The 24618-nt window shown below is 62.9% G+C and carries 18 protein-coding genes and 1 rRNA gene; 13 read left to right on the top strand and 6 right to left on the bottom strand.

What is annotated here, in order from left to right:
* Nucleotides 1–98, top strand: a 5S ribosomal RNA gene (gene rrf, locus KVP70_RS35710); the annotation flags it as partial.
* A 115-nt stretch (nucleotides 99–213) separates the two neighbouring features.
* On the opposite strand, the gene KVP70_RS32245 is transcribed toward rrf, so the two are convergent.
* From KVP70_RS32245 to KVP70_RS32235, 3 genes are read right to left on the bottom strand one after another with little or no spacing between them, the layout of a single operon-like run.
* Nucleotides 214–1494 carry an FAD-dependent oxidoreductase gene (locus KVP70_RS32245; protein WP_217946494.1) on the bottom strand — a complete coding sequence of 427 codons (1281 nt, stop codon included), beginning with the start codon at nucleotides 1492–1494 and terminating at the stop codon, nucleotides 214–216.
* A 1-nt stretch (nucleotide 1495) separates the two neighbouring features.
* Nucleotides 1496–3580: a sensor histidine kinase gene (locus KVP70_RS32240; protein WP_217946493.1), complete on the bottom strand. Its 2085-nt coding sequence runs from the start codon at nucleotides 3578–3580 to the stop codon at nucleotides 1496–1498.
* A gap of 2 nt (nucleotides 3581–3582) precedes the next feature.
* Entirely contained in the window at nucleotides 3583–4281 is a 699-nt protein-coding gene (locus tag KVP70_RS32235) for a response regulator transcription factor (RefSeq protein WP_217946492.1), read from the bottom strand.
* 195 nt (nucleotides 4282–4476) lie between these two features.
* Here KVP70_RS32235 and KVP70_RS32230 point away from each other — a divergent pair, with 195 nt between their 5' ends.
* The 5 genes from KVP70_RS32230 to KVP70_RS32210 all read left to right on the top strand — a co-directional run bounded on the left by KVP70_RS32230 (nucleotide 4477) and on the right by KVP70_RS32210 (nucleotide 10782).
* Nucleotides 4477–5715 carry a prohibitin family protein gene (locus tag KVP70_RS32230; protein ID WP_217946491.1) on the top strand — a complete coding sequence of 413 codons (1239 nt, stop codon included), beginning with the start codon at nucleotides 4477–4479 and terminating at the stop codon, nucleotides 5713–5715.
* Nucleotides 5716–5717: 2 nt separating this feature from the next.
* Nucleotides 5718–7124, top strand: coding sequence for a hypothetical protein (locus tag KVP70_RS32225; RefSeq protein WP_217946490.1), 1407 nt, complete (start codon nucleotides 5718–5720; stop codon nucleotides 7122–7124).
* Between the two features lie 123 nt (nucleotides 7125–7247).
* Nucleotides 7248–7724 (top strand): cytochrome c-550 PedF, encoded by a 477-nt coding sequence (gene pedF, locus KVP70_RS32220; RefSeq protein ID WP_217946489.1) that lies wholly within the window; start codon nucleotides 7248–7250, stop codon nucleotides 7722–7724.
* 14 nt (nucleotides 7725–7738) lie between these two features.
* Nucleotides 7739–8569, top strand: a complete 831-nt coding sequence (locus KVP70_RS32215; protein ID WP_217946488.1) for a substrate-binding periplasmic protein — start codon at nucleotides 7739–7741, stop codon at nucleotides 8567–8569.
* The gene (locus KVP70_RS32210) at nucleotides 8569–10782 is read left to right on the top strand and encodes a TonB-dependent receptor (RefSeq protein WP_229225241.1); all 2214 of its coding nucleotides are present in this window, start codon (nucleotides 8569–8571) and stop codon (nucleotides 10780–10782) included. Before KVP70_RS32215 ends, KVP70_RS32210 begins: the two co-directional genes overlap by 1 nt.
* Here the strand turns inward: KVP70_RS32210 and KVP70_RS32205 are convergent.
* Complete coding sequence (locus KVP70_RS32205) at nucleotides 10779–12893, bottom strand: TonB-dependent receptor family protein (RefSeq protein ID WP_217946486.1); 2115 nt, start codon at nucleotides 12891–12893, stop codon at nucleotides 10779–10781. The two genes, KVP70_RS32210 and KVP70_RS32205, sit on opposite strands and share 4 nt — an antisense overlap.
* Before the next feature lie 117 nt (nucleotides 12894–13010).
* Here KVP70_RS32205 and KVP70_RS32200 point away from each other — a divergent pair, with 117 nt between their 5' ends.
* From KVP70_RS32200 to KVP70_RS32170, 7 genes are all read left to right on the top strand, one after another.
* Complete coding sequence (locus KVP70_RS32200; RefSeq protein WP_229225239.1) at nucleotides 13011–13952, top strand: beta-propeller fold lactonase family protein; 942 nt, start codon at nucleotides 13011–13013, stop codon at nucleotides 13950–13952.
* A gap of 203 nt (nucleotides 13953–14155) precedes the next feature.
* Complete coding sequence (gene adh / locus KVP70_RS32195) at nucleotides 14156–15676, top strand: aldehyde dehydrogenase (RefSeq protein ID WP_217946485.1); 1521 nt, start codon at nucleotides 14156–14158, stop codon at nucleotides 15674–15676.
* A gap of 2 nt (nucleotides 15677–15678) precedes the next feature.
* Nucleotides 15679–16050, top strand: a complete 372-nt coding sequence (locus tag KVP70_RS32190; RefSeq protein ID WP_217946484.1) for a DUF779 domain-containing protein — start codon at nucleotides 15679–15681, stop codon at nucleotides 16048–16050.
* A gap of 45 nt (nucleotides 16051–16095) precedes the next feature.
* Nucleotides 16096–17838, top strand: a complete 1743-nt coding sequence (locus tag KVP70_RS32185) for a PQQ-dependent methanol/ethanol family dehydrogenase (protein ID WP_217946483.1) — start codon at nucleotides 16096–16098, stop codon at nucleotides 17836–17838.
* Between the two features lie 205 nt (nucleotides 17839–18043).
* Nucleotides 18044–19198, top strand: coding sequence for a porin family protein (locus KVP70_RS32180; protein ID WP_229225238.1), 1155 nt, complete (start codon nucleotides 18044–18046; stop codon nucleotides 19196–19198).
* Nucleotides 19198–21306 (top strand): 4Fe-4S binding protein, encoded by a 2109-nt coding sequence (locus tag KVP70_RS32175; RefSeq protein WP_217946482.1) that lies wholly within the window; start codon nucleotides 19198–19200, stop codon nucleotides 21304–21306. Before KVP70_RS32180 ends, KVP70_RS32175 begins: the two co-directional genes overlap by 1 nt.
* Nucleotides 21303–22283 (top strand): FAD:protein FMN transferase, encoded by a 981-nt coding sequence (locus KVP70_RS32170; RefSeq protein ID WP_217946481.1) that lies wholly within the window; start codon nucleotides 21303–21305, stop codon nucleotides 22281–22283. Before KVP70_RS32175 ends, KVP70_RS32170 begins: the two co-directional genes overlap by 4 nt.
* A 19-nt stretch (nucleotides 22284–22302) precedes the next feature.
* Here the strand turns inward: KVP70_RS32170 and KVP70_RS32165 are convergent, their stop codons facing one another.
* On the bottom strand, nucleotides 22303–24252 hold the full coding sequence (locus tag KVP70_RS32165) for a sigma-54-dependent Fis family transcriptional regulator (RefSeq protein WP_217946480.1): 1950 nt from the start codon (nucleotides 24250–24252) through the stop codon (nucleotides 22303–22305).
* 178 nt (nucleotides 24253–24430) lie between these two features.
* Nucleotides 24431–24618, bottom strand: a 188-nt coding sequence (locus KVP70_RS32160; RefSeq protein WP_217946479.1) for a hypothetical protein, incomplete at its 5' end; no start/stop codon positions are given.

Raw genomic sequence — 24618 nt, 5'->3', positions numbered from 1 at the left:
AAGTTGGTCCCACCCCTTCCCATCCCGAACAGGACCGTGAAACAACTTTGCGCCGATGATAGTGCTGCAACCAGTGTGAAAGTAGGTTATCGTCAGGCTAGTTATAAAGAGAAAAGCCCACCAGTGATCTGGTGGGCTTTTTTCGTTTGAAAGCCCCTTCCGTTCAACGACAGGCATTGCCTGCCGTCTCACCTGGTCGGGGCTTTTTTTCGTCTAAAGATATTGTCCCAACCGTTTGCCCAGGCATAGCAACGTCAACGTCGGCGGCAATCCCCACGGTTGTGGAATCACTGACGCATCGCAGACGTACAGATTGGCGGTACTGGTTTGCAGCGTACTGTCCACGCCTTCGCCGATGCGCACGCTGCCGCCCGGATGCGCGGCGAAGTGCCAGCTCTTGAATATCTTCCTTGCGCCTGCCGCACGCAAAATGCCCCGCGCCATATCCACGCCGGCCCTCAGCTTGCGCCGGTCGGCTGGCGTCAACGGTTTGTCGACCCAGCGTGGGCCGATGCCGCCACCGATGTCGTCACGGATCTTGACCATCAAGGTTAGCGTTTTCGCGTGCGCCATCAGTCGGTCCACACGTCCGACCTGCGCGGCAAAGGCCTGGTACATCGGCTTGGGCAGCGTCATATCAGCCAATGCGATGCCTTCTTGGTGCAAGTACAAGCCGGACGCCATCGGCACCTCGGCGCCGCCGTCGATATCGTCCACCTGGCCCATGACCGCGATCACCGGATCGCTGAAGAACGGACTGCTGGCGGGATGCAAACCTGAGCGATGCAATAGCCGTGGCGTACCGATGCCGCCGGCAGCCAGGATCACGTTCTCCGCAAACGCCAACTGCACAGCGCCATCGCGACGATAGCGCACGCCGGTAGCGCGGCCGTTATCGATGATGACTTGATCGACCTTAGCCTGGTCGATCAGCGTCGCGCCAAGCTGGCGCGCTTCGTCCAGGAAATCGCGCGCGGTCCACTTGGCGCCGAACGGGCAGCCGTACACGCAACGCCAGCAACCGGTGCGGCAAATCTGCGGCCGTATCATCTTGTCGAGTTTGCGCCAGGCCATCTGTTGCGCTTCGGCGCCCAGCTGGATGCGACGGGCCATGGGGCCGATCAGTTCATCGGGAAGAGGCCCCATCGGCAATTCGGCGCGCAAGGATTCCAGTGCTGGCGCAAGATCGATGTCGTGCGCTGAAAACATTGCCAGTGGCGGCGGCGCGGCGGTGGCGAAGTTGATGGTCGATGTGCCGCCGGCGGCGATACCGCTCACCAGTAGTGAGCCGTCGCGATGGATGAATGCTCCCTTGCCCGGCACGGCGGCAATGCCGGCCATTTGCGACAGTGTTCCCTGCAGTGGAGCGGCGCTGCCTTGTTCCAGCACTAATACGCGCAACCGCCGGCGTGCCAATTCGCGCGCGACGCTGGCGCCACCTGGCCCGCTGCCGACTACGATGGCGTCATACTTCTGCGTTGTTGAAGATGTCATGTCAGCCGCTGCGCTGTAGATTGAGTATGAAGGATACGCCATTGGCCAGATTTTGCGCGACGATCGTGCCGCCCATCTTGGCCATGTAGGTGCGCGCGACAAACAGGCCCTGGCCACGATTGCCATTGGCCCCGGATTCCGGCTGGTCCGACACGCCGTATTCAAAAATCTTGGCGATCATGTCAGGTGCTATCTGCGGTCCGCGGTTGCGGATGGTGATCGTCGCGCCGGTATCGCTGCCTTCCAGTGCGATGGTGATCGCGCTGCCCTGCACGCGATAACGTTCGGCGTTGCGCAGCACATGAGTGACGACGTCTTCCAGCGAGTACTCATCGGCGCGCGCCATCAACGCCTGGGCCGCGCCCTGGAACACCACATCGTGAATGCCGATGCACGACGCATTCTCGGCGACGTTCTGCAGGAAGGCCGTCAAATCAACCTCCGTGACCTGCAGTTCCGATGACTGAAACGCTTCGCTTGGCGATGCGCGCCCATACAGCACGCGGATCGCCTGCTGCATGCGGGTGATATAGCGATGGCTTTCGTCCTCGGGGGCGCCATGCAGGACCATCAGCGACTGCAAGGGCGACATGATCTCGTGGCCAACCGCGTGCCACATATCGCGCTCCTGCTCGGCGCGGATGTTCTCGCGCTCGACATCCTCCCGTACCCGGCGCAGCAAATCGTGCAGACCGGTCGCCAGCACGCCCAGTTCGTCCTCGCCGCGCAGATCGGCCAGGTTGGCTTCGGAGAAGCCGCGTGCGGCCTTGACGCGTTCGCCCACATCGTCGGCACGCTTGATCAGCACCTTGATGCGGCGGATGATGCCGATCTCGATCACCAGCCAAGCCAGCATCAACGCGGCCAGCATCGCGCCGACAAACCACACCAGCCGGCTGGCCACCACGCTCAGGCTTTTGCTGACGCTGCGCACATCGCCTTTGAGCAGTACCTCATAACTTCCGGCCGGCGTGGCGATGACTTCCTTGGCCTCCAGCGGCACGTCATAGGCGTCCACCGGCAGATGACGGATCAGCGTTGTGACGAAATGCCAGGACTGGTCTTCAGGATCGACTGGAGCCACCAGCAGCGGCAGCGTGGCTGCCGACGATGCGCCATCTGTCAGGCGACGGATTTGCAGGCTTTCGCCCGGCAACAGCATGGACTTCAAGTCCGCCAGCGAGAACGGCGGCGTACTGGGGCCGGAGGTACTGTCGAGCAGTGGGGGACCGTCACCCGGTGGCAGCACCGCAATGCGGACATCGATGTGGTCCAGGTCTTCAGGCGGCCAGACGGGGCGGCGCTTTTCGAACAGCGCATCTTGCAGCACGCCGACCGGCAATCGCAGCGAGAAGAAAGCGCTGCGTGCGCAGGCCGGATCGTCATCGGAGAGATACGGGGCGGTGCAGCGCGGGTTCTGCCAGATCCAACCGCGGAAGTCCTTGACCGCCGGCGCCTTGGCCCGCGCCACATCGGCCGCGGCGAATCCGGTCAAGCGGCCACGCATGCCCGCGTATCTGCGTCCCGGCGTTTGCGGTTCGCTGCTTTCCTCGAATGGCGCGATCCATTCATAAGTCTGGCCGCGCAGGCTGACCCGGACCTTGACGCGGTGCGCCTGATCCACCACCTGGTCGCCGCGGGTGTGCGGGACCAACTGCGCGCCGTCGAATGTGCCGGCGACATAAATGAAACCGCCTGCCCAGGGATTGTTACCGATGCCGACACACAGAGAGCCGTTGTTGCCATATTGCGCCAGGCAGCCGGACATGGCCACAGCCTGCTGCACTTTTTGCAGGTCGTCGAAATCAAGCGCGGCAAACGGGAGCAGCAGCGGATGCAGCGCCGCGTCGTTGGCTACCGGCTGTGGATTGAGCAGTGCCAGTTGGCCGGTTGGATGGCGCAGCGTCGCCGCCACCTGCACGCGCGTCTTGTGGAAGCTGCCTTGATAGTTCTTGTAGCTGAGCTGCTTCTCCTGCTGGAGCACCGACAGCGCCAGGCCCACCGTCGCCGCCATCAGGAAAACGAAGGCCGCGCGCAGCAGCAGCCGCAGGCGGTACGGGACGAGGCTGAGCCGACGCCAGTTCACGGTCAGCGGCTTTCGGTGTCGGCCCAGCGGAAGCCGCGCATGGGGATATTTTCGATGCAGGCGAAGCTGGGATCGATCTCGCGGAAAGCGTCGCGGATGGTGCTGACATGCTTGCGGATGTTGTCGCGATTGCGGCCGCTCTTCACTACCTCGAACAACTCGTCATAGGACACCACCTGGCCACGCCGCGCAAACAGCGCCGCTAGGATGCGCTGCGCGGTCAGCGGCAGGTTGATGCGGTGGCCGCGCCAGGTCGGCGTGCGCTGGCGCAGCGGATCCATGCTCAGCTCATCGCTGGCGACGACGGACACCGGCTCCGGCTTGTCCTTCACCGAGCGCAGGATTTCCAGGAAGGTCTCGATGAAATCGGCTTCCTCGAAAGTGGCTTTCTGCAGATAGTCCCAGGCATCCAGCGCCTTCATGATGCTGCGGTAAATGGTGGCGGGCATGGCCGACACCACCAGCACCGGCGTGGCGTGCCGCTTGTTGATGGCGTTGATGATGGCGACGCCCGCATGCCGTTCGCGTCCCAGTTCGATGTCGAGCACGACCAGGTCGTAGCGCTCGCGGGCGATCGCCGCTTCGGCGTCGTCGCGGCTGAACCATTGGTCGACCACGATGCCGGGCCGCGCCGATTCTATCCACGCCCGCAGCTGATTGCTGGTCGGCAGATCGTCCTCGATGACGGCGACTTTGGCCATGCTGTACTCCACTGACTGTCAATGCAGCGAGTATCCACGCTTTTACGGGAAAAGTCACAAATCGGCTGTGAGGATTTCTTCACGCGGCCGTAGCAAAGCCGGATGGCGGCAGCATTGATACTTCCGCCACATCCGGCGCACCATGCAGTCCAGGGATAGGCCCTGAACTTACACAACCAGCAGAAGGTGAATATCATGGCAGAACGGATCAAACGGATGGCGCAGGCGGTGCGCGCGACTTTAAGCGGCGGCGCTGGTGCTGCGGTGAACGGCATGCGCCGCAACGGCGCGATGCTGGTGGCGCTGGGCCTGGCCGGCGCCGGCGCCTATGGCCTGGTCACGCATCCACCGATGGCCAAAGTGGCAAACGGCAGCCTGGGTATCCGCATCAACCAGTTGACCGGCTCCGCCATCACCGTGCGCGATGGCGCGGTGTTCATGGTGCCCGGTGTGCATGTGCTGCGCCAGGTGTCGCTGCGCGACCAGGTGTACCGCCCGGCCGGCAACGATGATGCGCCATTCCAGTCGGTCGAGGGCCTGGCGTTGGGTGTGGACATGTCGGTGCGCTATGCGCTGGATGTGAACCGTGTGGCAGCCATGGCGCAGTCGCTGCCGCCGGACATCAATGGTTCCATCGTCGAGCCGGCGGTGCAGGGCGTGATCTACAAGGTGTTCACCCGCTACACCGTGCGCGAGATTTTTTCGACCAAACGCGCCGAGATCCAGCAGGCGATCGAGGCTGAGCTCAAGCCCAAGCTGGCGGCCGACGGCATCACACTGCGCGGCATCACCATTGGCAAGATCACACTGCCGGAAGAATACCAGGCCGGCATGGAAAAGCTGCTGGCCGAAGAACTTGAAACGGAAAAGATGCGCTATACGCTGGAGTTGAAGGAGAAGCAGGTCAAGCAGACCGCGCTCGAAGCCGATGCGGACAAGATTCGCCGCGAAAAGGCAGCCGAAGCCTCCGGCAACGAGCAGATCATCGCGGCCCGGGCGCAGGAGCAGGCGATGGCGCATGTGCTGCCGTTCAAGCAGAAGCAGATCGAGCAGCGCAAGCTGGAAGCGGAAGCGGAGAAAATGGCGCGCATCAAAACCTCGGAGGGCAACGCCCAGGCGCGCGTCATTGAAGCCGCAGGCGAAGCCGATTCGCGCCGCAAGCTGGCGGATGCGGAAGCCTATCGCCAGGAACTGGTGGGCAAGGTGGCCGCAGCGCAGATGGAGCGCGAGGGTGATCTGATTACCCGCAATCCGCTGCTGATCCAGAAGACGATGGCGGACAAACTGTCGGACAAGGTGTCGGTCATCATCGCGCCGTCGCCGACAGATGGCGGATTTATCGGCTCGGCGCTGCTGGGCAACCAACAGGGCAAGCAGCCGCGCATGGCGACAGTCAGCGCCGAAGCTGCGGACAGCGCCAAGGAAGGACAATAATCATGTCGATGATTGCAGCTGCCGCCGTACTGGCGATCGTTACGCAGGACCAGGCCGCGCTGCGCGCCGCGCCCAAGGATACGGCGCAGCAGCAGGCCGTCCTGTGGCAAGGCGACAGCCTGGAGATACGCGGCGAGAAGCAGGACTTCCTGCAGGTCTACGACTATCGCCGCGAGCGCGCCGGCTACATACGCGCTTCGCAGGTGCGCCGGGTCTCGCTGGCGCCGGCCGACGCACCGGAGCTGCTGTCGGTGGTGCGCTTCCTGCGCGATACGCCGGGCGCCGAATCGCTGGGCATCAGCTATGCGGCGGCCTACCTGAAGGCGGCACCGGCGGCCGCGATCACGGCGGAGCCCTTTGATGCGCTGGGCGCCATGGCAGAACGGTTGGCGCGGCGCGCTTCCTCCAAGCAGAGCAAGCAAGGCGATGTCACGATCGCCGCGCATCTGGAAGCGGTATCCAATTACGGCGTCGGTATCCGCAGCTTTGAGCGTGAAGGCCGCATGCAGCTGTGCTACGACGGCGAAGCCTACAGGCGCGTGCTGGCGATGCTGTCGGAGCCGCAGCAACGCGCAACGGCGGTGCTGGGGCTGACGCGCCAGGAATGTGTGGACCCGGCGCTGCGCCCCGGCGCGCGGGTGGCGCTGGACGAATGGCGTGCCGAGGTGCTGGAACGAGTCGACATGAAGGATCTGCCGCCGCATGTGCGCAATCGCATCCACATGCGGCGTGCGGCGGTGTGGTCGTCGGTGGCGTTTGCGCGGGCGCGCAAGGGCGAACCGGCGGCAGCGCCAGCCCAGCATGCGCTGGATGAACTGGGGATGGTGGAAGCTGCGGAGTTGACCGAGGACGACGCCGCCGCCTTTGCCGAAGCCGGTGTACGCGTGGGAAGTGTGCGCTGGGCGGCGGAGGACACGGCGCCACAGGGAGGCCTGCGCATACTGACGATGGCCGGGCAGCCGGGCGAAACCTGTGTCGCGCTGGTCGACGCAAAACACGATCAGCAGCATGCGTTGGCGCGTCGCTGTAGTTACGGCGTTGTCTGGCCTGCATCGGCACGCGCCAATACGCAGGGCACGGTGCTGTCGCTGGCGGTGCAACCGATGGACGGCTGGCGCGAGATGTGGCTGTTCCATCAGACCAGTGCCGGCTGGCTGGTCGACGTGCTGCCGCCGGCCGCCGCCGATCCTGACATTGGTTACGCCGAATTCGCCGGCTGGGTGCCGGGATCACAGAATATGCTGGTGGCGCGGGAAGCCCGTGTCGAGGGCAAGTTCAAGCGCAGTTTTGAACTGGTGGAGATTAACACGCTGGCGACGTTGAAGACCGCCGACAAGCCGTCGTCGCTGAGCATGTTCTATCGCTGGCAGGACCCGGCCTGGAAACGCCAGACCGTCAGCCTGCGTTGAACATCCGGGTTGTGACAGCTGTGCCAAATTGGAGCAGGTGTGCGATGGGTCAAGGCGAGAAATGCGTGGCATGGCATTTGCTCAATGGCTGTATATCACTCATTAAAACAGCCAGGAGACATCATGCACCATCCATTCCGCATTCTCGCCATCGTGACCGTCATCGCCGCCGCAGCCACGACATCCCTCTATGCCACCGCCCACGGCAACGTCGTGCCGCAGGCGGTGGACACCACGGGCCTGACGCCGCTCGGCGAAAAATGGCTGGACCAGAATCCTTATCGCGGCAACAAGCTTGCATTAAAAATCGGCACCTCCGCCTACAACCAGAACTGCGCCCGCTGCCACGGTCTGGAGGCCGTCACCGGCGGTATAGCCCCGGATCTGCGCCAGCTGGATCGCGACTGCACCGACGTCAAAAATGACACCAAGAAGAAGGCCTGCTACAAGGAGACCGATAACTATTTCCTGAACTCGATCCGGCACGGCAAGGTGCGTAACGGCGCCGTCTACATGCCGCCGTTTGAGGGGGTCTTCAATCAGGAAGCCATGTGGGCCATCAAGACCTACCTCGAAGTCCGTCGCGACGCCGCCAACTGATCGAGGAGCAGACCATGTCGAATTTTCGTTTGCGCGCTGGCGCGCTGATTCCTCTCGTCGCCGCGCTGCTGGGCGTCGCGGCGCCCGCCCACGCGGACTGGGACAAGATCCGTCTATCCGGTTCGCTCAAGGTGGCGGTGTATGAGCAGTTTGCGCCGTTCTCCGAGCGGGGCGCGGGCATCGATGTGGATGTGGCGCAGGCGCTGGCCGCCAAGCTAGGCTTGAAACTGAGCCTGCTGCCTTTTCCCGCCGGTGAGAACCTTGGCGACGACCTGCGCAACATGGTCTGGAAAGGACACTACCTCGGCTACGGACCGGCGGACATTTTGCTGCACGTGCCGGTGGAACCCCAACTGATGAACGAAAATGGCAAGGTCACCATCTTCGCGCCCTATCATGTCGAGACGGTGCGGCTGGTGCGCAGTGCACGCAGCATGCCGAGCTTTGAAGGCATTGATGCGCTGAGCGGCAAGACCATCGGCGTGGAGAAGGTCTCCATCGCGGCGATGGTGCTGCTGGGCGAAGGCAATGGACGCTTCCGCGAGAAGGTGCGGATTTTCGACACAGCCGCGGAAGCACTGGAACAACTCAAGTCGGGCCAGCTCGACGCCGTGCTGGCCAACCGCTCCGAGATCGATGCCGTGTTCCGGGACGATCCCGCCTTTCCGCTGAACGAAGTGGCGTTCCAGCGCCTGCCGCGCGCAGGATGGGCTGTGGGCATGGCGGTGCGCAAGGACGACCAGGATATGGCGAGATTGCTCCAGGCTGCCGTCAATGAAATGAAGGCCTCCGGCGAACTGCAAGCCATCTTTGCCCGGTACGGCGTGCACGAGCAGATGCCGTGATGCGCGGCTATGCGGCGGCCGGCGGCATGCTGCTGGCGTGCGGCGCTGCTGTTTCGGCCGATGGCGCAGTGGCTGCGTATTCGGCTACCGCCATGCTGTCGGTGGATATCGTCGGCGTTGCGCCATTGCCTGGACTGGGAGTGGACCGCAACCAGTTGCCCTACCAGGTGCAAACGGCGAACGCCATTGCGGTGGGCGCCGCTGCCGGCCAAAACCTCGGTGAGTTCATGGCGCGTCACCTGACTGGTGTGAATATCAACGAAGTGTCGGGGAGTCCGTTCCAGAACGACATCACCTATCGCGGCTTTCGCGCCTCGCCGGTGCTGGGTGCGTCGCAGGGGATTTCGGTGTACCTGGACGGGGTGCGCGTCAACGAACCATTCGGCGACGTGGTCAACTGGGACATGCTGCCCGAGGCGGCGATCGGCAATGTGATGCTGGCGCCGGGATCGAATCCACTGTATGGCCTCAATACCCTGGGCGGCGCGCTGGTGTTGAGCACCAAGTCCGGGAAAAGTCATCCGGGCGCCGATCTTGGCGTATCGGGCACCAGCAATGGCCAGCGTCGCGCCGACCTGGCCTATGGCTATGACAGCGGCGAACATTGGAACGCTTTCATCGCAGGGACGGCCTTTAGCGACAAGGGCTGGCGCGATAACTCGGATGGACGGCTGGCCAATGCCTATGTCAAGTTGGCCGGTGTCGCCGGCGACGACGAGTGGAGCGTCGCTCTGCTGGCCGGCCGCAGCCGCCTGGTGGGCAATGGCCTGCTGCCCGATGATTTGTATGAACAGAACCGCCGCGCCGTCTACACATCACCCGACGAAACGCGCAACCGCCTGCGCCAGATCGTTTTCAGCATGACGCATCGTTTCGACGATCGCACGGAGCTGAGCACCTCGGTGTATGCGCGCAATAGCCGTCGCGATACGATCAACGGCGACATCAACGATGCCTACACTGAAGGCGAGAGCCCGCGACCAGCGGTCTACAACACGACCGGGACTCGCCAGCGCAGCCAGGGATTCAGCACACATTTCAGCAAGGACGCTGGCAGGCATCAATTGTCCGCTGGGTTGGCGTTCGACCGCGCCAGTGTGGATTTTTCGCAGTATGGGCAGGAGGCTGGCTTTGCCCCGGACCGTTCGGTAGTGCTGGATACGGATTCGGAACAGGTGGCCGGATCATCGGTCAGCGGCCATGCACGGGCAACGGCGCTGTATGTGGCCGATACCTGGGCCGTGCAGACAGATACCTGGCTGACCATGTCCGCCCGCTACAGCCACGCCAAGGTGAGCAGCCAGCTGCGCCGCGAAGATCAGACGCAGCCTGCCGAGGCATTCCGCTATCGCAAGCTCAATCCCGCCATTGGCGTGGCGCGCCTTATGCGCGGCGGTTGGACGCTGTTTGCCAATCTGTCGCAGAGCAACCGAGTGCCGACTGTGATCGAGCTGGGTTGCGCCGATCCTGAACAGCCGTGCCGTTTGCCGGTCGGTCTGCAATCGGACCCGTACCTGAAGCAGGTTGTCTCGCGCACCGCCGAAGCGGGCGCTCGCTGGAAGGGCGGACGTGGCACGGCCGCAGTATCGGTGTATCGCACCGTCAATCGCGACGATATCCTGTTTCGCAGCGCCGGCATCGCGCAGCAAGGCTACTTTTCCAACTTCGGCCGCACGCGGCATCAAGGTGCGGACCTTAGCGCAAGCTACCGGTTCGGCGACTGGTCGGCGCGCTTGAACTACAGCTACCTGGATGCAGTCTACGATGTGGAAGGCGATCTATTCACCGGTGCGCGCAATGTCCACGTGATGCCGGGCACTCGCCTGGCGGGCCTGCCGCGCAATACGCTGAAACTGGGCCTGGACTGGAACGCAGCGCGGCACCTGTCCGTGGGCGTTGAGCTGATGGCTTTGTCCGACATGACGACTCAGGGCAACGAGGACGGCAAGGCCGCACCGCGATCGGCTGACTGGCGCATGCGCGGCTACGCCCTGGCGGGTCTGCATGCCAGCTATCGGCCGGATACGAAGTGGGAGTGGCATGTGCGCGTGAATAATGCGTTCAATCGCCGCTACGAGAGCTACGGTGCGGTGGCGGCCGACATGTTCCCCAACGGCGCCTTGCTGCAGCAGGGCGGCGAAGCGGCACAGACTCGCTTCGTCGCACCCGGCGCGCCGCGTTCGGTGGCGGCCGGATTGCATTACCGCTTCTAGAACTGGTACTGGGCGCTGGCGCCGATCAGCCAGTTACGCCCAGGCGCCGCTTCGTAATAGCGTTTGTTGGTGTCGCCGACGATCAGCGAACCGACGTACCGCTTGTCCAGCAGATTATTCAAGCGCACGAACTGTTTGAAACGCCAGCCTTGCCACTGCTGGCTGGCGTTGACGCGCGCATTGAGCACGCCATAGCCCGGCGCGGCCTTGTCGGCATTGGCGTCTTCCGCGTAGATTTTGCTGCTGGCTACAGCTTCCAGTGCGGCGCCAAAGCGATTGTCGTTGTTCTTCCATGCCAGCTCGCCGTAGGCGTTGGCGTTCGGGACGCCGGGCAGCCGGCTGCCTTCTGTAACCACGCCAAAGCCTTGATCATAGACGGCGCGCAAACTGGTCAACGCCGCCCGCGCGCTCAGGCCATGATTCCATGCGGTCTCTAACGAGAGCTCCATCCCTTGGCGCAACGTGCTGCTGGCGTTGCGATAGCTGGTGCGGCCGCCGACGCTGCTGTCGACCACCAGTTCGTCGCGGGTGCGGACCTGGAAGACAGCGGCGTTGATGCGCGTGACATCGCCCAGCCGCGCCTTGATGCCGGTTTCAAGATGGGTGCTCTGCGCGGCCTGCAAACGGAAGTTGAAGCCGCCGCCGGTGCCGGAGTAAAACAGCTCATTGAGCGTCGGTGTTTCGAAGCCGCGCGCTGCGCTGGCGTACACGTTCAACGCCGGCGAAAGGCGGTACAGCAGTCCGAGCACCGGCGTGGTGTGGCTGTATTCGAGGCTGCCGCTGTCGTTGCCGTTGTTGAGGAAGTGGTCCTCCACCGAGAACTTCACGCTGCTGTGGCGCAGGCCTGCGCTCACCATCCATGCGCCTGACTGCCACTCCGTCTGCACATACGGATCGAGGCTGGTGACCTTGTCGTCCTCGTCGCGGCGCAATGCGCCCTTCACGCCGAATTGCGTGCCGATGAAGTTTTCGTAGCCCCGGCGAGCGTCGCTGGAGCGGCCGTACTCCAGGCCGACGGTGGTACTGAGCTTGCCTCCAGCGAGTTCGCCCACGTGCAGCCAGTTCAGGTCCGTGCCGTGAAAGTCACGGTCGAAATCGACCACGCCACCGGAGTGCGTGGCCGGCGCCTGGAAGGCCTTGGAAAACGCCTGGTACTGGATTACGCCGCGATTGCCTCCGTAAGCGGTCACGCGCAAGCGGTCCTCGCCGAAGCGCTGCTCCCAGCTGGCGCCGATCTGCTGGTGGTCGATGCTCTTGCGGGTGTTGTAGCGGTCGGCCAGTGTGCGTTTCGGGTTTTGGGTATCGGTGGCGTCGATCTCGCCGGCGCGCGGGTCGCGCTGGTAGGTGGCCCAGGCAGCGCCCAGCGCATCCTGGGTGTCGTCCTGGCGCAGCGCGTTGGCGACGATGGTCAGGTTGGCGCCGGCCATCGGCGCCAGCGTCAGCTTGACGAAAGCCTGGTCGCGGGTGGCGGCGCTGTGGGCACGGTAGCCATCGGTTTCGAAACGCGAAGCATCCAGCACATAGCCGATGCCTGCCTGCTTGCCCTGCACATTCAGGTCGACCTTGCGGCTGCCGTAGCTGCCGGCGGTCAGCGTGGTCTCCACCGATGGCGGGCCTTCGCCGTCGCGCGTGAACATCTGGATCACGCCGCCGGAGTGATTGCCGTAGAGGGCGGAAAAGGGACCGCGCAGCACTTCGATGCGTTCGGCCATGTCGAGGTTGAAGGTGGCGGCCTGGCCTTGGCCGTCCGGCATGCTCGCCGGGATACCGTCTGCAACCAAGTGCACACCGCGCACGCCGAAGGCCGAACGGGCGCCGAATCCGCGTGAGGAGATCTGCAGGTCCTGTGCGTAGTTCTGGCGGTTTTGCGCCACCAGACCAGGAACGGCGGCCAGCGCCTCGCTGGCGTTGACGCGCGCCTGGCTGTCGCGGATGCGTTCCGCATCGATGACGTCGATGGCGGCCGGCATGTCGAACACAGTGTGTCCGACGCGGGTGGCGCTGACCACCACCACGTCCGCCGGCGGTGCGGCATCGTCGGCCGCCATGGCGCCGCCGCTCAGGGCAAACAGCGCCGCCACCGCGTTCAATGGGAAAAAGGCTTGCTTCATATTGTCTCCGTTTTGGTCTGGGTTGTACCGGACCAGTAAGCAATATACCTGCCATCCCGATCTTGCGGTGGCACGCCGATTGCAACGGTGATGGCATTTTCCTGAAAGGCGATATCCATGAACAGCTCTCGCATCCTGTCTTCCCTGGTCTTTTTGCTGTGCGGCCCGGCGATGGCCGCTCCCTTTGCCTATGTGCCAAACGAGAAGTCGGGCAGCATCAGCGTGATCGACACGTCCAGCGACGCCGTTGTGCGCGAAATCGCCGCCGGCAAACGGCCGCGGGGCATCGCTGCCGATCCAGGCGGTGTGCGGTTGTTCGTGACCGACGCCGCCAGCAACGCACTGCTGGTCATCGATACCGCCAGCGGCGCCACGGTGCGCCGCATCGCGTTGGGCAAGTCGCCCGAAGGCGTGAACGTATCGGCGGACGGCCGGTATGTGGCGGTGGCGGTCGAGGAGAGCAACAGCGTGACCTTGATCGACGCCGGCTCCGGGCAGGTGCTGGCGGATATCGCCGTGAAAGGCAAGAACCCCGAGCACGCGGTCTTTAGCCCGGACGGCCGCTGGCTGCTGGTCAGCGCGGAGGAGGCCGAGCAGGTCGACGTGATCGACGTCGCCGCGCGGCGCCAGGTCGGCGCGGTGGCCGTGGGACTGCGACCGCGCGGCATGGGATTCAGTCCCGATGGCGCCCGCGCCTACGTCGCTTGCGAATTGGCAGGCGCGGTGTACGTGGTCGACATGGCGACGCTGGCGACGACGGCGCGCATACCGGCCGGGAAGAACGCCAACGGCATCGCAGTGCATCCCAGTGGCCGGCAGGTTTATGTGTCGAACGGCGTTGACGCCAATGTGATGGTGATCGATACCGCCACCAACGCCGTCAGCGCCACCATTGCAGTTGGCAAGCGCCCCTGGAACATGGCCTTGACGCCGGATGGCGCCAAGCTTTACGTGGCAAACGGCCGTTCGAATAGCGTGTCCGTGATCGATACCGCTGCTGCGGCGAAGCGGGCCGATGTCGCGGTCGGTGAATTGCCATGGGGCGTGGTGATCCGCTGAAGAGCTGCTCCATAGTCAAACACCTGTTCCAAACCTGAACAGGTGTCACTGTCCAGGCACCGCTTCCCCGTGCCGTCCGCCCCTGTATTCCATGCGACGCACCGGCAAAAACGCAGCTGGCACGGTGCTTGCGAAAAGGAGAGGGCGCACTACCCACCGCCGCGTTACGCGGCCTCATAAAATCACAGCAGAAAGAGGACGACATGAATCTCGCAGACATCAGCAAATTGGGCGTTGCCAATCCATTCAAGCAACGCTACGACAACTACATCGGCGGCAAATTCGTCGCCCCGGTCAAGGGCGAATACTTCGGCAACATCACGCCGATCACCGGCCAGGTATTCTGCGAAGTGGCCCGCTCCACCGCGGAGGACGTCGAGCTGGCGCTGGACGCCGCCCACGCAGCCAAGGATGCATGGGGCAAGACCTCGCAAACCGAGCGGGCCAACATCCTGAACAAGATCGCCGACCGGATGGAGGCCAACCTGGCGCTGATCGCCACCGCCGAAACCATCGACAACGGCAAGCCTATCCGCGAAACCACCGCCGCCGACATCCCGCTGGCGATCGACCACTTCCGCTATTTCGCCGGTTGCATCCGCGCGCAGGAAGGCTCGGTCGCGCAGATCGACTCCGAAACCTACGCCTATCACTTCCATGAGCCGCTGGGCGTGGTCGGCCAGATCATCCCATGGAACTTCCCTATCCTGATGGCGGTGTGGAAGCTGGCGCCGGCGCTGGCCGCCGGCAACTGCGTGGTGCTCAAGCCCGCAGAGCAGACGCCTGCCTCCATCATGGTGCTGCTGGAAGTGATCGGCGACCTGCTGCCACCCGGCGTGCTGAATGTGGTCAACGGCTTTGGCCTGGAAGCGGGCAAGCCGCTGGCATCGAACAAGCGCATCGCCAAGATCGCCTTCACCGGCGAAACGGGCACCGGCCGTCTGATCATGCAGTACGCGGCGCAGAACCTGATTCCTGCGACGCTGGAACTGGGCGGCAAATCGCCGAACATCTTCTTCGAAGACGTGATGGATGCCGACGACGCCTTCTTCGACAAATGCCTGGAAGGTTTCGCAATGTTCGCGCTGAACCAGGGCGAGGTATGCACCTGCCCGTCGCGCGTACTGATCCAGGAATCGATCTACGAAAAATTCATCGAACGCGCGCTGGCCCGCGTGGCGGCGATCAAGCAGGGCAATCCGCTGGACGCCAGCACCATGCTGGGCGCGCAGTCCTCGCACGAGCAGCTGGAAAAAATCCTGTCCTATATCGATATCGGCAAGCAGGAGGGCGCCGAATTGCTGGCCGGCGGCGAACGCCATCTGCAGGGCGGCGACATGAAGGACGGCTATTACGTGACGCCGACCGTCTTCAAGGGCCACAACAAGATGCGCATCTTCCAGGAAGAGATCTTCGGACCGGTGGTGTCGGTGACGACCTTCAAAGACGAAGCGGAAGCACTGAGCATTGCCAACGACACCATGTATGGCTTGGGCGCTGGCCTGTGGACGCGCGACGGCTCGCGCGCCTTCCGTGTCGGCCGCGCGATCCAGGCTGGCCGCGTCTGGACCAATTGCTACCACCTGTATCCAGCGCATGCGGCCTTCGGCGGCTACAAGCAGTCGGGCATCGGCCGCGAGAACCACAAGATGATGCTGGACCACTACCAGCAGACCAAGAACCTGCTGGTCAGCTACAGCCCGAACGCACTGGGCTTCTTCTAACCATGGACCACATCATCGCCCGCGTTACGGCTACACCGGCGGCGCTCGACCTGATCGCGGTCCTGCGTAGCAGTCACGGGCCGCTGATGTTCTTTCAATCCGGCGGCTGCTGCGACGGCAGCACGCCGATGTGCTACCCCGCCGGGGAGTTTTCCATCAGCGACACCGATGTCTACCTCGGCAATCTGGACGGGACGCCGTTCTACATGGGCAGCGAGCAGTTCGAGTACTGGGAACACACCCAGCTGATCATCGACGTGGTTGACGGGAACGGCGGCATGTTCTCGCTCGATAACGGCACGGGCAGGCGCTTCCTGACCCGTTCGCGCCTGTTCAGCGACGAAGAGCTGGCGGCCTTGAAGCCGCCCGCATAGCAGCACACCACAGCAAAAACCAAAACATAAAAACCGGAGAAGATTGTGCAGAAAAAAGTCATCGCAACGCTGGCGGGGATATCCTTCCTGTCGCTGGCACAGGCGGCCGACGTCACGTCGGCCATGCTGAAGAACGCGGCATCGAGCACCGACAGCGTACTGTCGTTCGGCATCGGCTCGGAGGGCCAGCGCTATTCGCCGCTGACCCAGGTGAACACCAAAACCGTGGCCAAGCTGGTTCCGGCGTGGTCCTTCTCGTTCGGGGGCGAGAAGCAGCGCGGCCAGGAATCGCAGCCGTTGATCTACAAGGGCAAGATGTTCGTCACCGCCTCGTACTCGCGCATCTTCGCCGTGGACATGAAGACCGGCGCCAAGCTGTGGAAGTATGAGCATCGTCTGCCGGACGGCATCATGCCTTGCTGCGACGTGGTCAATCGCGGTGCCGCCTTGTTCGGCAACCTGGTCATCTTCGGCACGCTCGATGCGCAGCTGGTGGCGCTGGACCAGGACACCGGCAAAGTCGTGTGGAAGGAAAAGGTCGATGACTATGCGGCCGGCTATTCGATGACGGCGGCGCCGTTGATCGCCGACGGCGTGCTGCTGACAGGCGTCTCCGGCGGCGAGTTCGGCATCGTCGGCCGCGTGGAAGCGCGCAATCCGCTGACCGGCGAATTGTTGTGGACCCGTCCCACCGTCGAAGGACACATGGGCTACCGCTACGACAAGGATGGCAAGGCCATCGAGAACGGCATCTCGGGTACGCTCAACAAGAGCTGGCCGGGCGACCTGTGGAAGACCGGCGGCGCCTCGACCTGGATGGGCGGCACCTACGACTCCAAGACCGGCCTGGCCTACTTCGGCACCGGCAATCCGGCGCCATGGAACAGCCACCTGCGCCCCGGCGACAATCTGTATTCGTCGTCGACGGTGGCGCTGGACGTGAAGACAGGCCAGATCAAATGGGCTTACCAGAACACGCCCAACGATTCGTGGGATTTCGACGGCGCTAATGAATTCGTCACCTTCGACATGGACGGCAAACGGTATGGCGGCAAGGCCGACCGCAACGGCTTCTTCTACGTGATCGACGCGAACAACGGCAAGCTGCAAAACGCCTTCCCGTTTGTGAAGAAGATCACCTGGGCCTCCAGCATCGACATCAAGACCGGCCGTCCGAACTTCATCGCCGCCAATCGTCCCGGCGATCCAACCAAGGGCGAGGAAGGCAAGAAGGGCAGCACGGTGTTCTCGGCGCCGGCCTTCCTGGGCGCGAAGAACCAGATGCCGATGGCTTACAGCCAGCAGACAGGCTTGTTCTACGTACCCGCCAATGAGTGGGGCATGGATATCTGGAATGAGCCGATCAGCTACAAGAAAGGCGGCGCTTACCTGGGGGCGGGCTTTACCATTCGTCCGCTGTTTGACGACTACATTGGCGCGCTGCGCGCGGTCGATCCCAAGTCCGGCAAGATCGTCTGGGAGGTCAAGAACAACGCGCCGTTGTGGGGTGGCGTGATGACGACGGCCGGCGGCCTGGTGTTCTATGGCACGCCGGAAGGCTACCTGAAAGCGCTGGACGCGAAGAGCGGCAAGGAGCTGTGGAAGTTCCAGACCGGTTCCGGCGTGGTCGCGCCGCCGGTCACCTGGCAGGATGGCGATACGCAGTATGTCGCCGTGGTTTCGGGCTGGGGCGGCGCGGTGCCGCTGTGGGGCGGCGAAGTGGCGAAGAAGGTCAACTTCCTTGAGCAGGGCGGCTCGGTGTGGGTCTTCAAACTGTCGACCAAGTAAAGATCTCTTGTAGTTTTTTTGGGCGGCTTCGGCCGCCTTTTTTTTCGGTCCAATTCTGAACAGTGCAACGGAACGCATGATCCGATTCTGCACAAACCCTGTATCCATAAGGCGCGCTTCTCCGGGCGTCGACGCGCAGGCATGCAAATTGCGATATGAGAGTTACATCGCCCGATGTGTGCAAACAATACTGGAGACTAAAAAAATGAAAACAATACTGATGATCGGTGCACTGGCCGTCGCTGGAACCCAAGGTGCGCAGGCTGTCGATTTCAAAGCTGGGGAATGGAATGTTTCACTCGGTGGCATCGTCAACGCCTACTACACGCAGGTGAGCTGCAACGGCGACGCGGTGGGCGGGTTGGCGCTGGGCGGCAAGGGGCTGGGCTGCGGTGGCGAGAATAATCGCACCACGATCGGCAATGGCCTGCTGCCGAATGGTCTCGTCACGTCGGCCTCATCGAAGCAAGGCGATTACGATGTCAAGGCGTTGATCGGAATGTACAACGCCACCGCCACCGACAGCGCAATCGCCGCCAATAGCGGCATCGATGTGCGCCAGGCCTACTTCACGTTCGGGAATGCGCAGATGGGCACCATCAAGCTTGGACGCGACAACGGCATCTTCGGCGCCGGCGCCATCTTCTCCGACATGACCCTGATCGGAGCCGGCGCACCGGTGCAGGCGACACAGCGCGGCAGGGTAACGCTGGGCCACATCGGCGCCGGCTACAGCTACGTGGGCTACTACGGCCAGATCGCCTACAGCGCGCCGAAGTCGGCATCCGGCATCGGCTTCGACGCGGCACTGGTCAGTCCTGTCGCCGATACGCCCATCGTCGCCGCACCGGTGTATTCATCGAAATCGAGCCCGCAGTTGCAGGCGCAATTGACCTATGCGGCCGACGGCTTCAAGGGCTGGCTCGGCGCCAAGACGCAAAAGTTCAGCGCTACAGCGCCGGGCGTCAAGGACTTCACCATGAACGGTGTTGAAGTCGGCGCTTCGTACCAGGCCGGCCCGCTGGGCGTACTGGCCAACTTCCAGGGCGGCAAAGGACTGGGCATATTGTCCGACGCCGACCAGGGCGATACCAAGACCAAGGCCTACTTCATGCAGGCTACCTATAAGCCCGCCGACAAGATCAAGCTGGGCCTGAGCTACGGCATCAGCCGCAACGACGACAACACCGCAGGCACTGGTGGCCTGAAATCCAACGCCAACCTGACTTGCGGTCTGTATTACTCGATGACCAGCGCGATCACGCTGGTCGGCGAGATCGGCCAGACCCGTTCCAAAGGGTTCGCGGGTGGCGAGGGCAAGATGAACGGCGCTTCACTCGGCGGTATCATCTTCTTCTGATGAGGGCTACGCTGACCTGTGTCCTGTGCCTGCTGGCCGGTGTGCTGGCGCTGGTGCTCGGCGCCACGCCGGCGCAGGCCGGCGTGCTCACGCGGGCCGAGATGGCCCGCCGTTTTCCCGCGCCGTTGATGGTGGGGGAACGCGACGCCGAGCTGCCGGTGTGGCCGCTGTTCAAGCAAAATGCCACGGCGACCGAGTTGGTGGGCTATGTGTTCGAGTCGATCGACCTGGCACCGATACCGGGCTTCGCCGGTGTGCCGCTCAACCTGATGGTGGCGATCGATCCCAAGGGCGCCTTCATCGGCGTGGAAGTGCTGTCGCATCACGAGCCGGTGTTCCTGGACGGGCTGGGCGAGGCGCCGCTCTATCAGTTCGTCAAGCAGTACAAGGATCTGTCGCTGAAACAGAACATCAGCATCGAAACGGGCGCGCACCGGGCGCGCCATCCCGATGCGGCGCATGCGTATATTGATGGCGTCTCCAAGGCCACGGCCTCGGTACGCATCATCAACCAGAGCGTGCTGGCGGCGGCCCTCAAGGTCTCGCGCAAGAAGCTGGGCTTTGCCGCCGGCCGCGATCCCTACCAGATCGCGCGGGTGCGCCAGGATGTGTTCGAGCCACTGGATTTGAAGCGGATGATGGCGGACGGTCTGGTTCAGCATCTGCGCGTGAGTAATCGCGAAGTCGAGCAGCTGTTCGCCGGCAGCGCCGGCGCCGGGCTTGATCCACAGGCGCGGCCCGATGACAGCTTCATCAACGTGTACCTGGCCTGCGTTTCCGTGCCGTCGATAGGCCGGAACCTGCTGACGGCGGCCGGCTGGCGCAAGCTGCAGGGGCGCCTGGAGGAGGGCGACCATGCGCTGATCGTAATGTCCTCGGGCCGCTACAGCGTGACGGGCGACGACTTCGTGCCCGGCAGCGTGCCGGATCGCATCCGGCTGCGGCAGGATAATCTGCCCATCGATATGCGCGACCTGGATCTCGATGTGAAACTGTCCTTGCCGCTGGCGGTGGATAGTGTGACGGTCTTGCGCGTGATCGGCCAGGCCGGACTGGACCCGGCGTCGCCGATGGATTTCACGCTGCCCATCACGCGCAACAAAGGCATCGTCTACCCGGAGCGCATTACCCGCGAATTGAATCTGCGTTACAAACTGCCGGAACGCTTGCTGACCGTGGTCGACGATAACAGCAAATCGTGGCCTGGCATCTGGAGCCAGCGGAGCTGGGAACTGGTGACGCTGGCGGCCGGACTGGCCGTGCTGAGCGCAGCGCTGTTGATGCAGAAGCGCTTGACAGCAAATGGCGCGCATTTCGAGTGGTTCCGCCGCGGCTATCTTGTTTATACGGTCGGCTTTATCGGCTACTACGCGCAGGGACAGCTTTCGATTGTCAATGTCACTGGCGTAATCCAGGCCTTGAAGGCGCGGCGCAGCCTGGAGTTCCTGCTGTTCGATCCGATGACGGTCGCGTTGTGGGGTTTTGTGCTGGTGTCTCTGCTGGTTTGGGGGCGCGGCACGTTCTGCGGTTGGCTTTGTCCCTTCGGCGCGTTGCAGGAGTTGACGGGAAAGCTGGCGCAGTGGCTGCGCGTGCCGCAATTGCACATCAGGCATAAGACGGACGCGCGACTGAAGTACGCCAAGTATGTGGTGTTGGCCGGGATCGTCGCGAGCGCCTTCTTTTCCAGCGAGATCACGGACAAACTGGTGGAGCTGGAACCGTTCAAGACTGCGATCACTCTTAGCTTCGTGCGTAGCTGGCCATACGTCGTCTACGCAGTGGGGCTGCTTCTCGCCAGCGGCGCTGTCTATAAATTTTTCTGTCGTTATCTGTGTCCATTCGGAGCGTCGCTGGCGCTGCTGGGCAGGCTCCGCTTTCTCAACTGGATACCGCGCCTTAAGGAATGCGGCACACCGTGCCAGACCTGCCGACATCGTTGCGACTATCAGGCGATTTCGCCATCCGGCGCCGTTGCTTACGACGAGTGCTTCCAGTGCATGGATTGCGTTGTGATCTACGAAAGCGACGAGAAATGCGCGGTGCGCATCATGGAGGTCAAACGCCATCGCACCATACCGATCCAGCCCGCCGCAAGGAGCCGCATATGAAGAGACGTACCTTTATCGCCAGCGCCATCGGGGCGATAGGAGGCATATCAGCCTGCGCATGGTCCGGCAATGACAGGCTGCACAGCGGCGCCGCGCTGGCCTTCGGCACGACGATCTCGATCTCCGTGGTGCATGACGATGCCGACCTTGCGCAGCGTGCGATTGCCGATGGGCTGATGGCCGCGCAGGCCGTTGATCGCCTGATGAGCATCTACAATCCAGCAAGCCAGGTGTACTTGCTGAATCGCGATGGTATGGTGCTCCGTCCCGATGCTCGCCTGCTGGAAGTGTTGAAGCAGGCCGCGCAACTATCGCAGATGAGCGACGGCGCCTTCGACGTGACGGTCCAGCCTTTGTGGCGGCTTTATTCGGAATCGGCGGCGCGCGGTGGGCTGCCGTCCGTAGCGGAGCGCCGTCGCGCGCAGGCGCTGGTTGGCTGGCGCCAGCTGGAGATCGACGACGCCATCATTCGGTTCCGCCGGCCGGACATGGCGCTCACGCTAAACGGCCTGGCGCAGGGCTATGCGGCCGACCAGGCGCTGGCTGCGATTCAGGCGCATGGGATACGCCACGCGTTGCTCGACACCGGAGAGTTTGTCGCGCGTGGCCGCAAGTCCCGGCGCCATCCCTGGATACTGGGCGTGCGTGATCCGCGCGACGCCGGCGCGTTGGCGGCCACCTTGTATGCGCAGGGCTGCAGCGTCGCCACCTCCGGCGATTACGAATGCACCTTCACACCGGATTACAGGCATCACCATATCTTCGATCCGACCGCCGGTGATTCGCCGGACGAATTGGCGAGCGTCACGGTGCTGGCGCCGAATGCGTTGCTGGCGGATGGCTTGTCGACCGCGTTCATGGTGATGGGATGGGATCGTGCCAGCGCACTCGCGGCGAAACTGCCCGCTATCGATCTGATGTCGATCGACAAGCAGGGGCGCGAGAAGCGATCCGCCGGCTTTCCCTCCGACGTGTAGGGATGCGATGCGCGACGCTCTATTTCAGGCTCGGCACCTTGCGGTATATGGTATTGCGCGACACGCCCAGCGCCCGCGCGGTTGCCGATACGTTGCCGCCATGTGCCTCCAGCGACTTGAGGATGACCGATTGCTCCATCTCTTCAAGATTGGCGCCGCTGGCGACGATGCGCGCGGTGCTGGTGTCGTTGCCCGCGACGGGCGATTGTTCGATATCGTCGAGGAAGTCGTCAGGCATGTGTCGCAGGCAGATTTCGTGTTCGTCGCCCGCCATCACGATCGCGGTGCGCAGCAAGTTGGTCAACTGGCGGAAGTTTCCGGGCCAACGATGGCGACGGAACAGCCGCAGGATTTCGTCTGACACATGATAACGGCCGTTATTCGATTCGGTGGCCAGGATCTTCTTGACCACGGTTTCGAGATCGGTGCGTTCGCGCAGCGGCGGCAGTTTGACCACCAATCCGTTGAGGCGATAGTAAAGGTCTTCGCGGAACAAGCCTTTGGCCATGCGATCGCGCAGATTGTGATTGGTCGCGCAAATCAGGTCCACGTTCACGGGGATGGACTTGTCGCTGCCCAGCGGCGTGACCATGCGTTCTTGCAGCACCCGCAGCAGGCGGGCTTGCAGGCTGAATGGCATGTCGCCGATTTCATCGAGGAACAGGGTGCCGCCATTGGCCTGCAGGATCTTGCCGGTCGCGCCTTTCTTGCGGGCGCCGGTAAAGGCACCGTCTTCATAACCGAAAAGTTCGGACTCGATCAGTGTCTCGGGAATCGACGCGCAGTTCACGGCGACGAAGGGGCTCATGCCGCGTGGCGAATCATTATGGATCGCCTGGGCCAGCAGTTCCTTGCCGGTGCCTGTCTCGCCCATGATCATGATGGGGATGTCGCGCCCGAGCACGCGGGTGACTTTTTCTATCACCAGTTCCAATTGCTGATCGCCGGTACGCAGATAGCGCAGGCCGGAGAGCCGGCGCGCGTTGGCCGCCGCCTGGTTGGCCGCCACGGCGGCATTGGCCGGCGGTGCGCGTTCGGCCGTCAGCGACTGTTGGAAGACGCTATTGGAGAGCCGCAGTTGCGCGCGTCCATATACGCGTACGCCGCTGTGCATGCACAGGTTCAGCAGACCTGGCGACGCCGTCGCATAGTGGTCGTACAGTGCGGATACCGGCAGGCCAAACAGGGAGCTGAAGGTATGCGATTGCAGCGCGGAGAAAGGTAGCCCTAGCTGGAACAAGCCGTTGCGGTTGGCCGCCAGGAAGCGTCCACCGGGGCTGAACGAGGCGATACCCTCCATCAGGGTGCCGATAAACTCCGGCCGCGCGTGGAAGTGCAGGGTGATCGCCTCTTCGAAGGTTGCGGAGAACAGCTGGTTCTCGATCATCAGCGCGGACATGCGTACCAGCGCCATGGTGTGCTTATGATAGCTGCGCTGGTCACCGGAGACGTCAAGCACGCCGACCACGTTGCCCAGGTGGTCGGAGATCGGCGCGGCGGAGCAGGTGAGGAAGTGGTTGGCGGACAGGTAGTGCTGGTCGGCGTGGACCAGCGCCGGCGTGCGTTCCGCGATGGCGGTTCCGATGGCATTGGTTCCGCGGCTCTGTTCCGACCATGCGACGCCCGGCTGCAAGGCGACGCGGCTGGCTTTCTCCAGGAAGTCGTCGTCGCCCAGTGAGTGGACGATCACGCCCTTGGCGTCCGTCAGGATCACCATGTTGTGGGTGTTGACGATTTGCTGGTACAGCGTTTCCATCGCCGGGATGGCGTGGGCGTGCAGCAGGCGGTTCTGCTCTATCAGTAGCGACAGATCGTTGCGTGCCAGTGGGCTGAAGTCGGGCGGGGACTCTGGGCATAGTCCGTACTCCTGCGACCGTTGATGGGAAGTCTCGATAATCAGCGGCATATTGTCTGCCCATGCCTTGCTTGCAGGTAGGGTGTTCAGATCTGGAGCAGTCTGGCGTTCCATATGGTTCTCTATGTCTCCGGCGGCCGTTGGCGGCTCTGCTTTACCCGCAAAGGTGTTCCATAATGTAGCACCTGTGCAGAATGTGAGCAAAAGCTATGCATTTAGCTGTTGCTATGCGGGGTATAAGCAAGCAAGGTGCCAGCGCCAAATAAACCTTGGCAGTTCGATCAGGTCTTTGCTATAGTTCGCCCCCTCGCAGAACGACGCATGTAAATGCTGAGTGAAGCGGGAAAAAAGAAGGTTGACGAAAACGGCGAAACGCCTCATAATCTTCCTTCTTCGCAACTGACAAACACAACGCTTTGTCGCCGGTTGCAAGCAGTACCGAATTGAAGTTCTTTAAAAATTTACAGTCGATAAGTGTGG

It is taken from the genome of Duganella violaceipulchra (genome assembly GCF_019166075.1).
GTDB lineage: Bacteria > Pseudomonadota > Gammaproteobacteria > Burkholderiales > Burkholderiaceae_D > Rugamonas > Rugamonas violaceipulchra.
The sequence above is the reverse complement of the archived record's forward strand: the minus strand, read 5'-3'. Positions and strand labels throughout refer to the sequence as shown.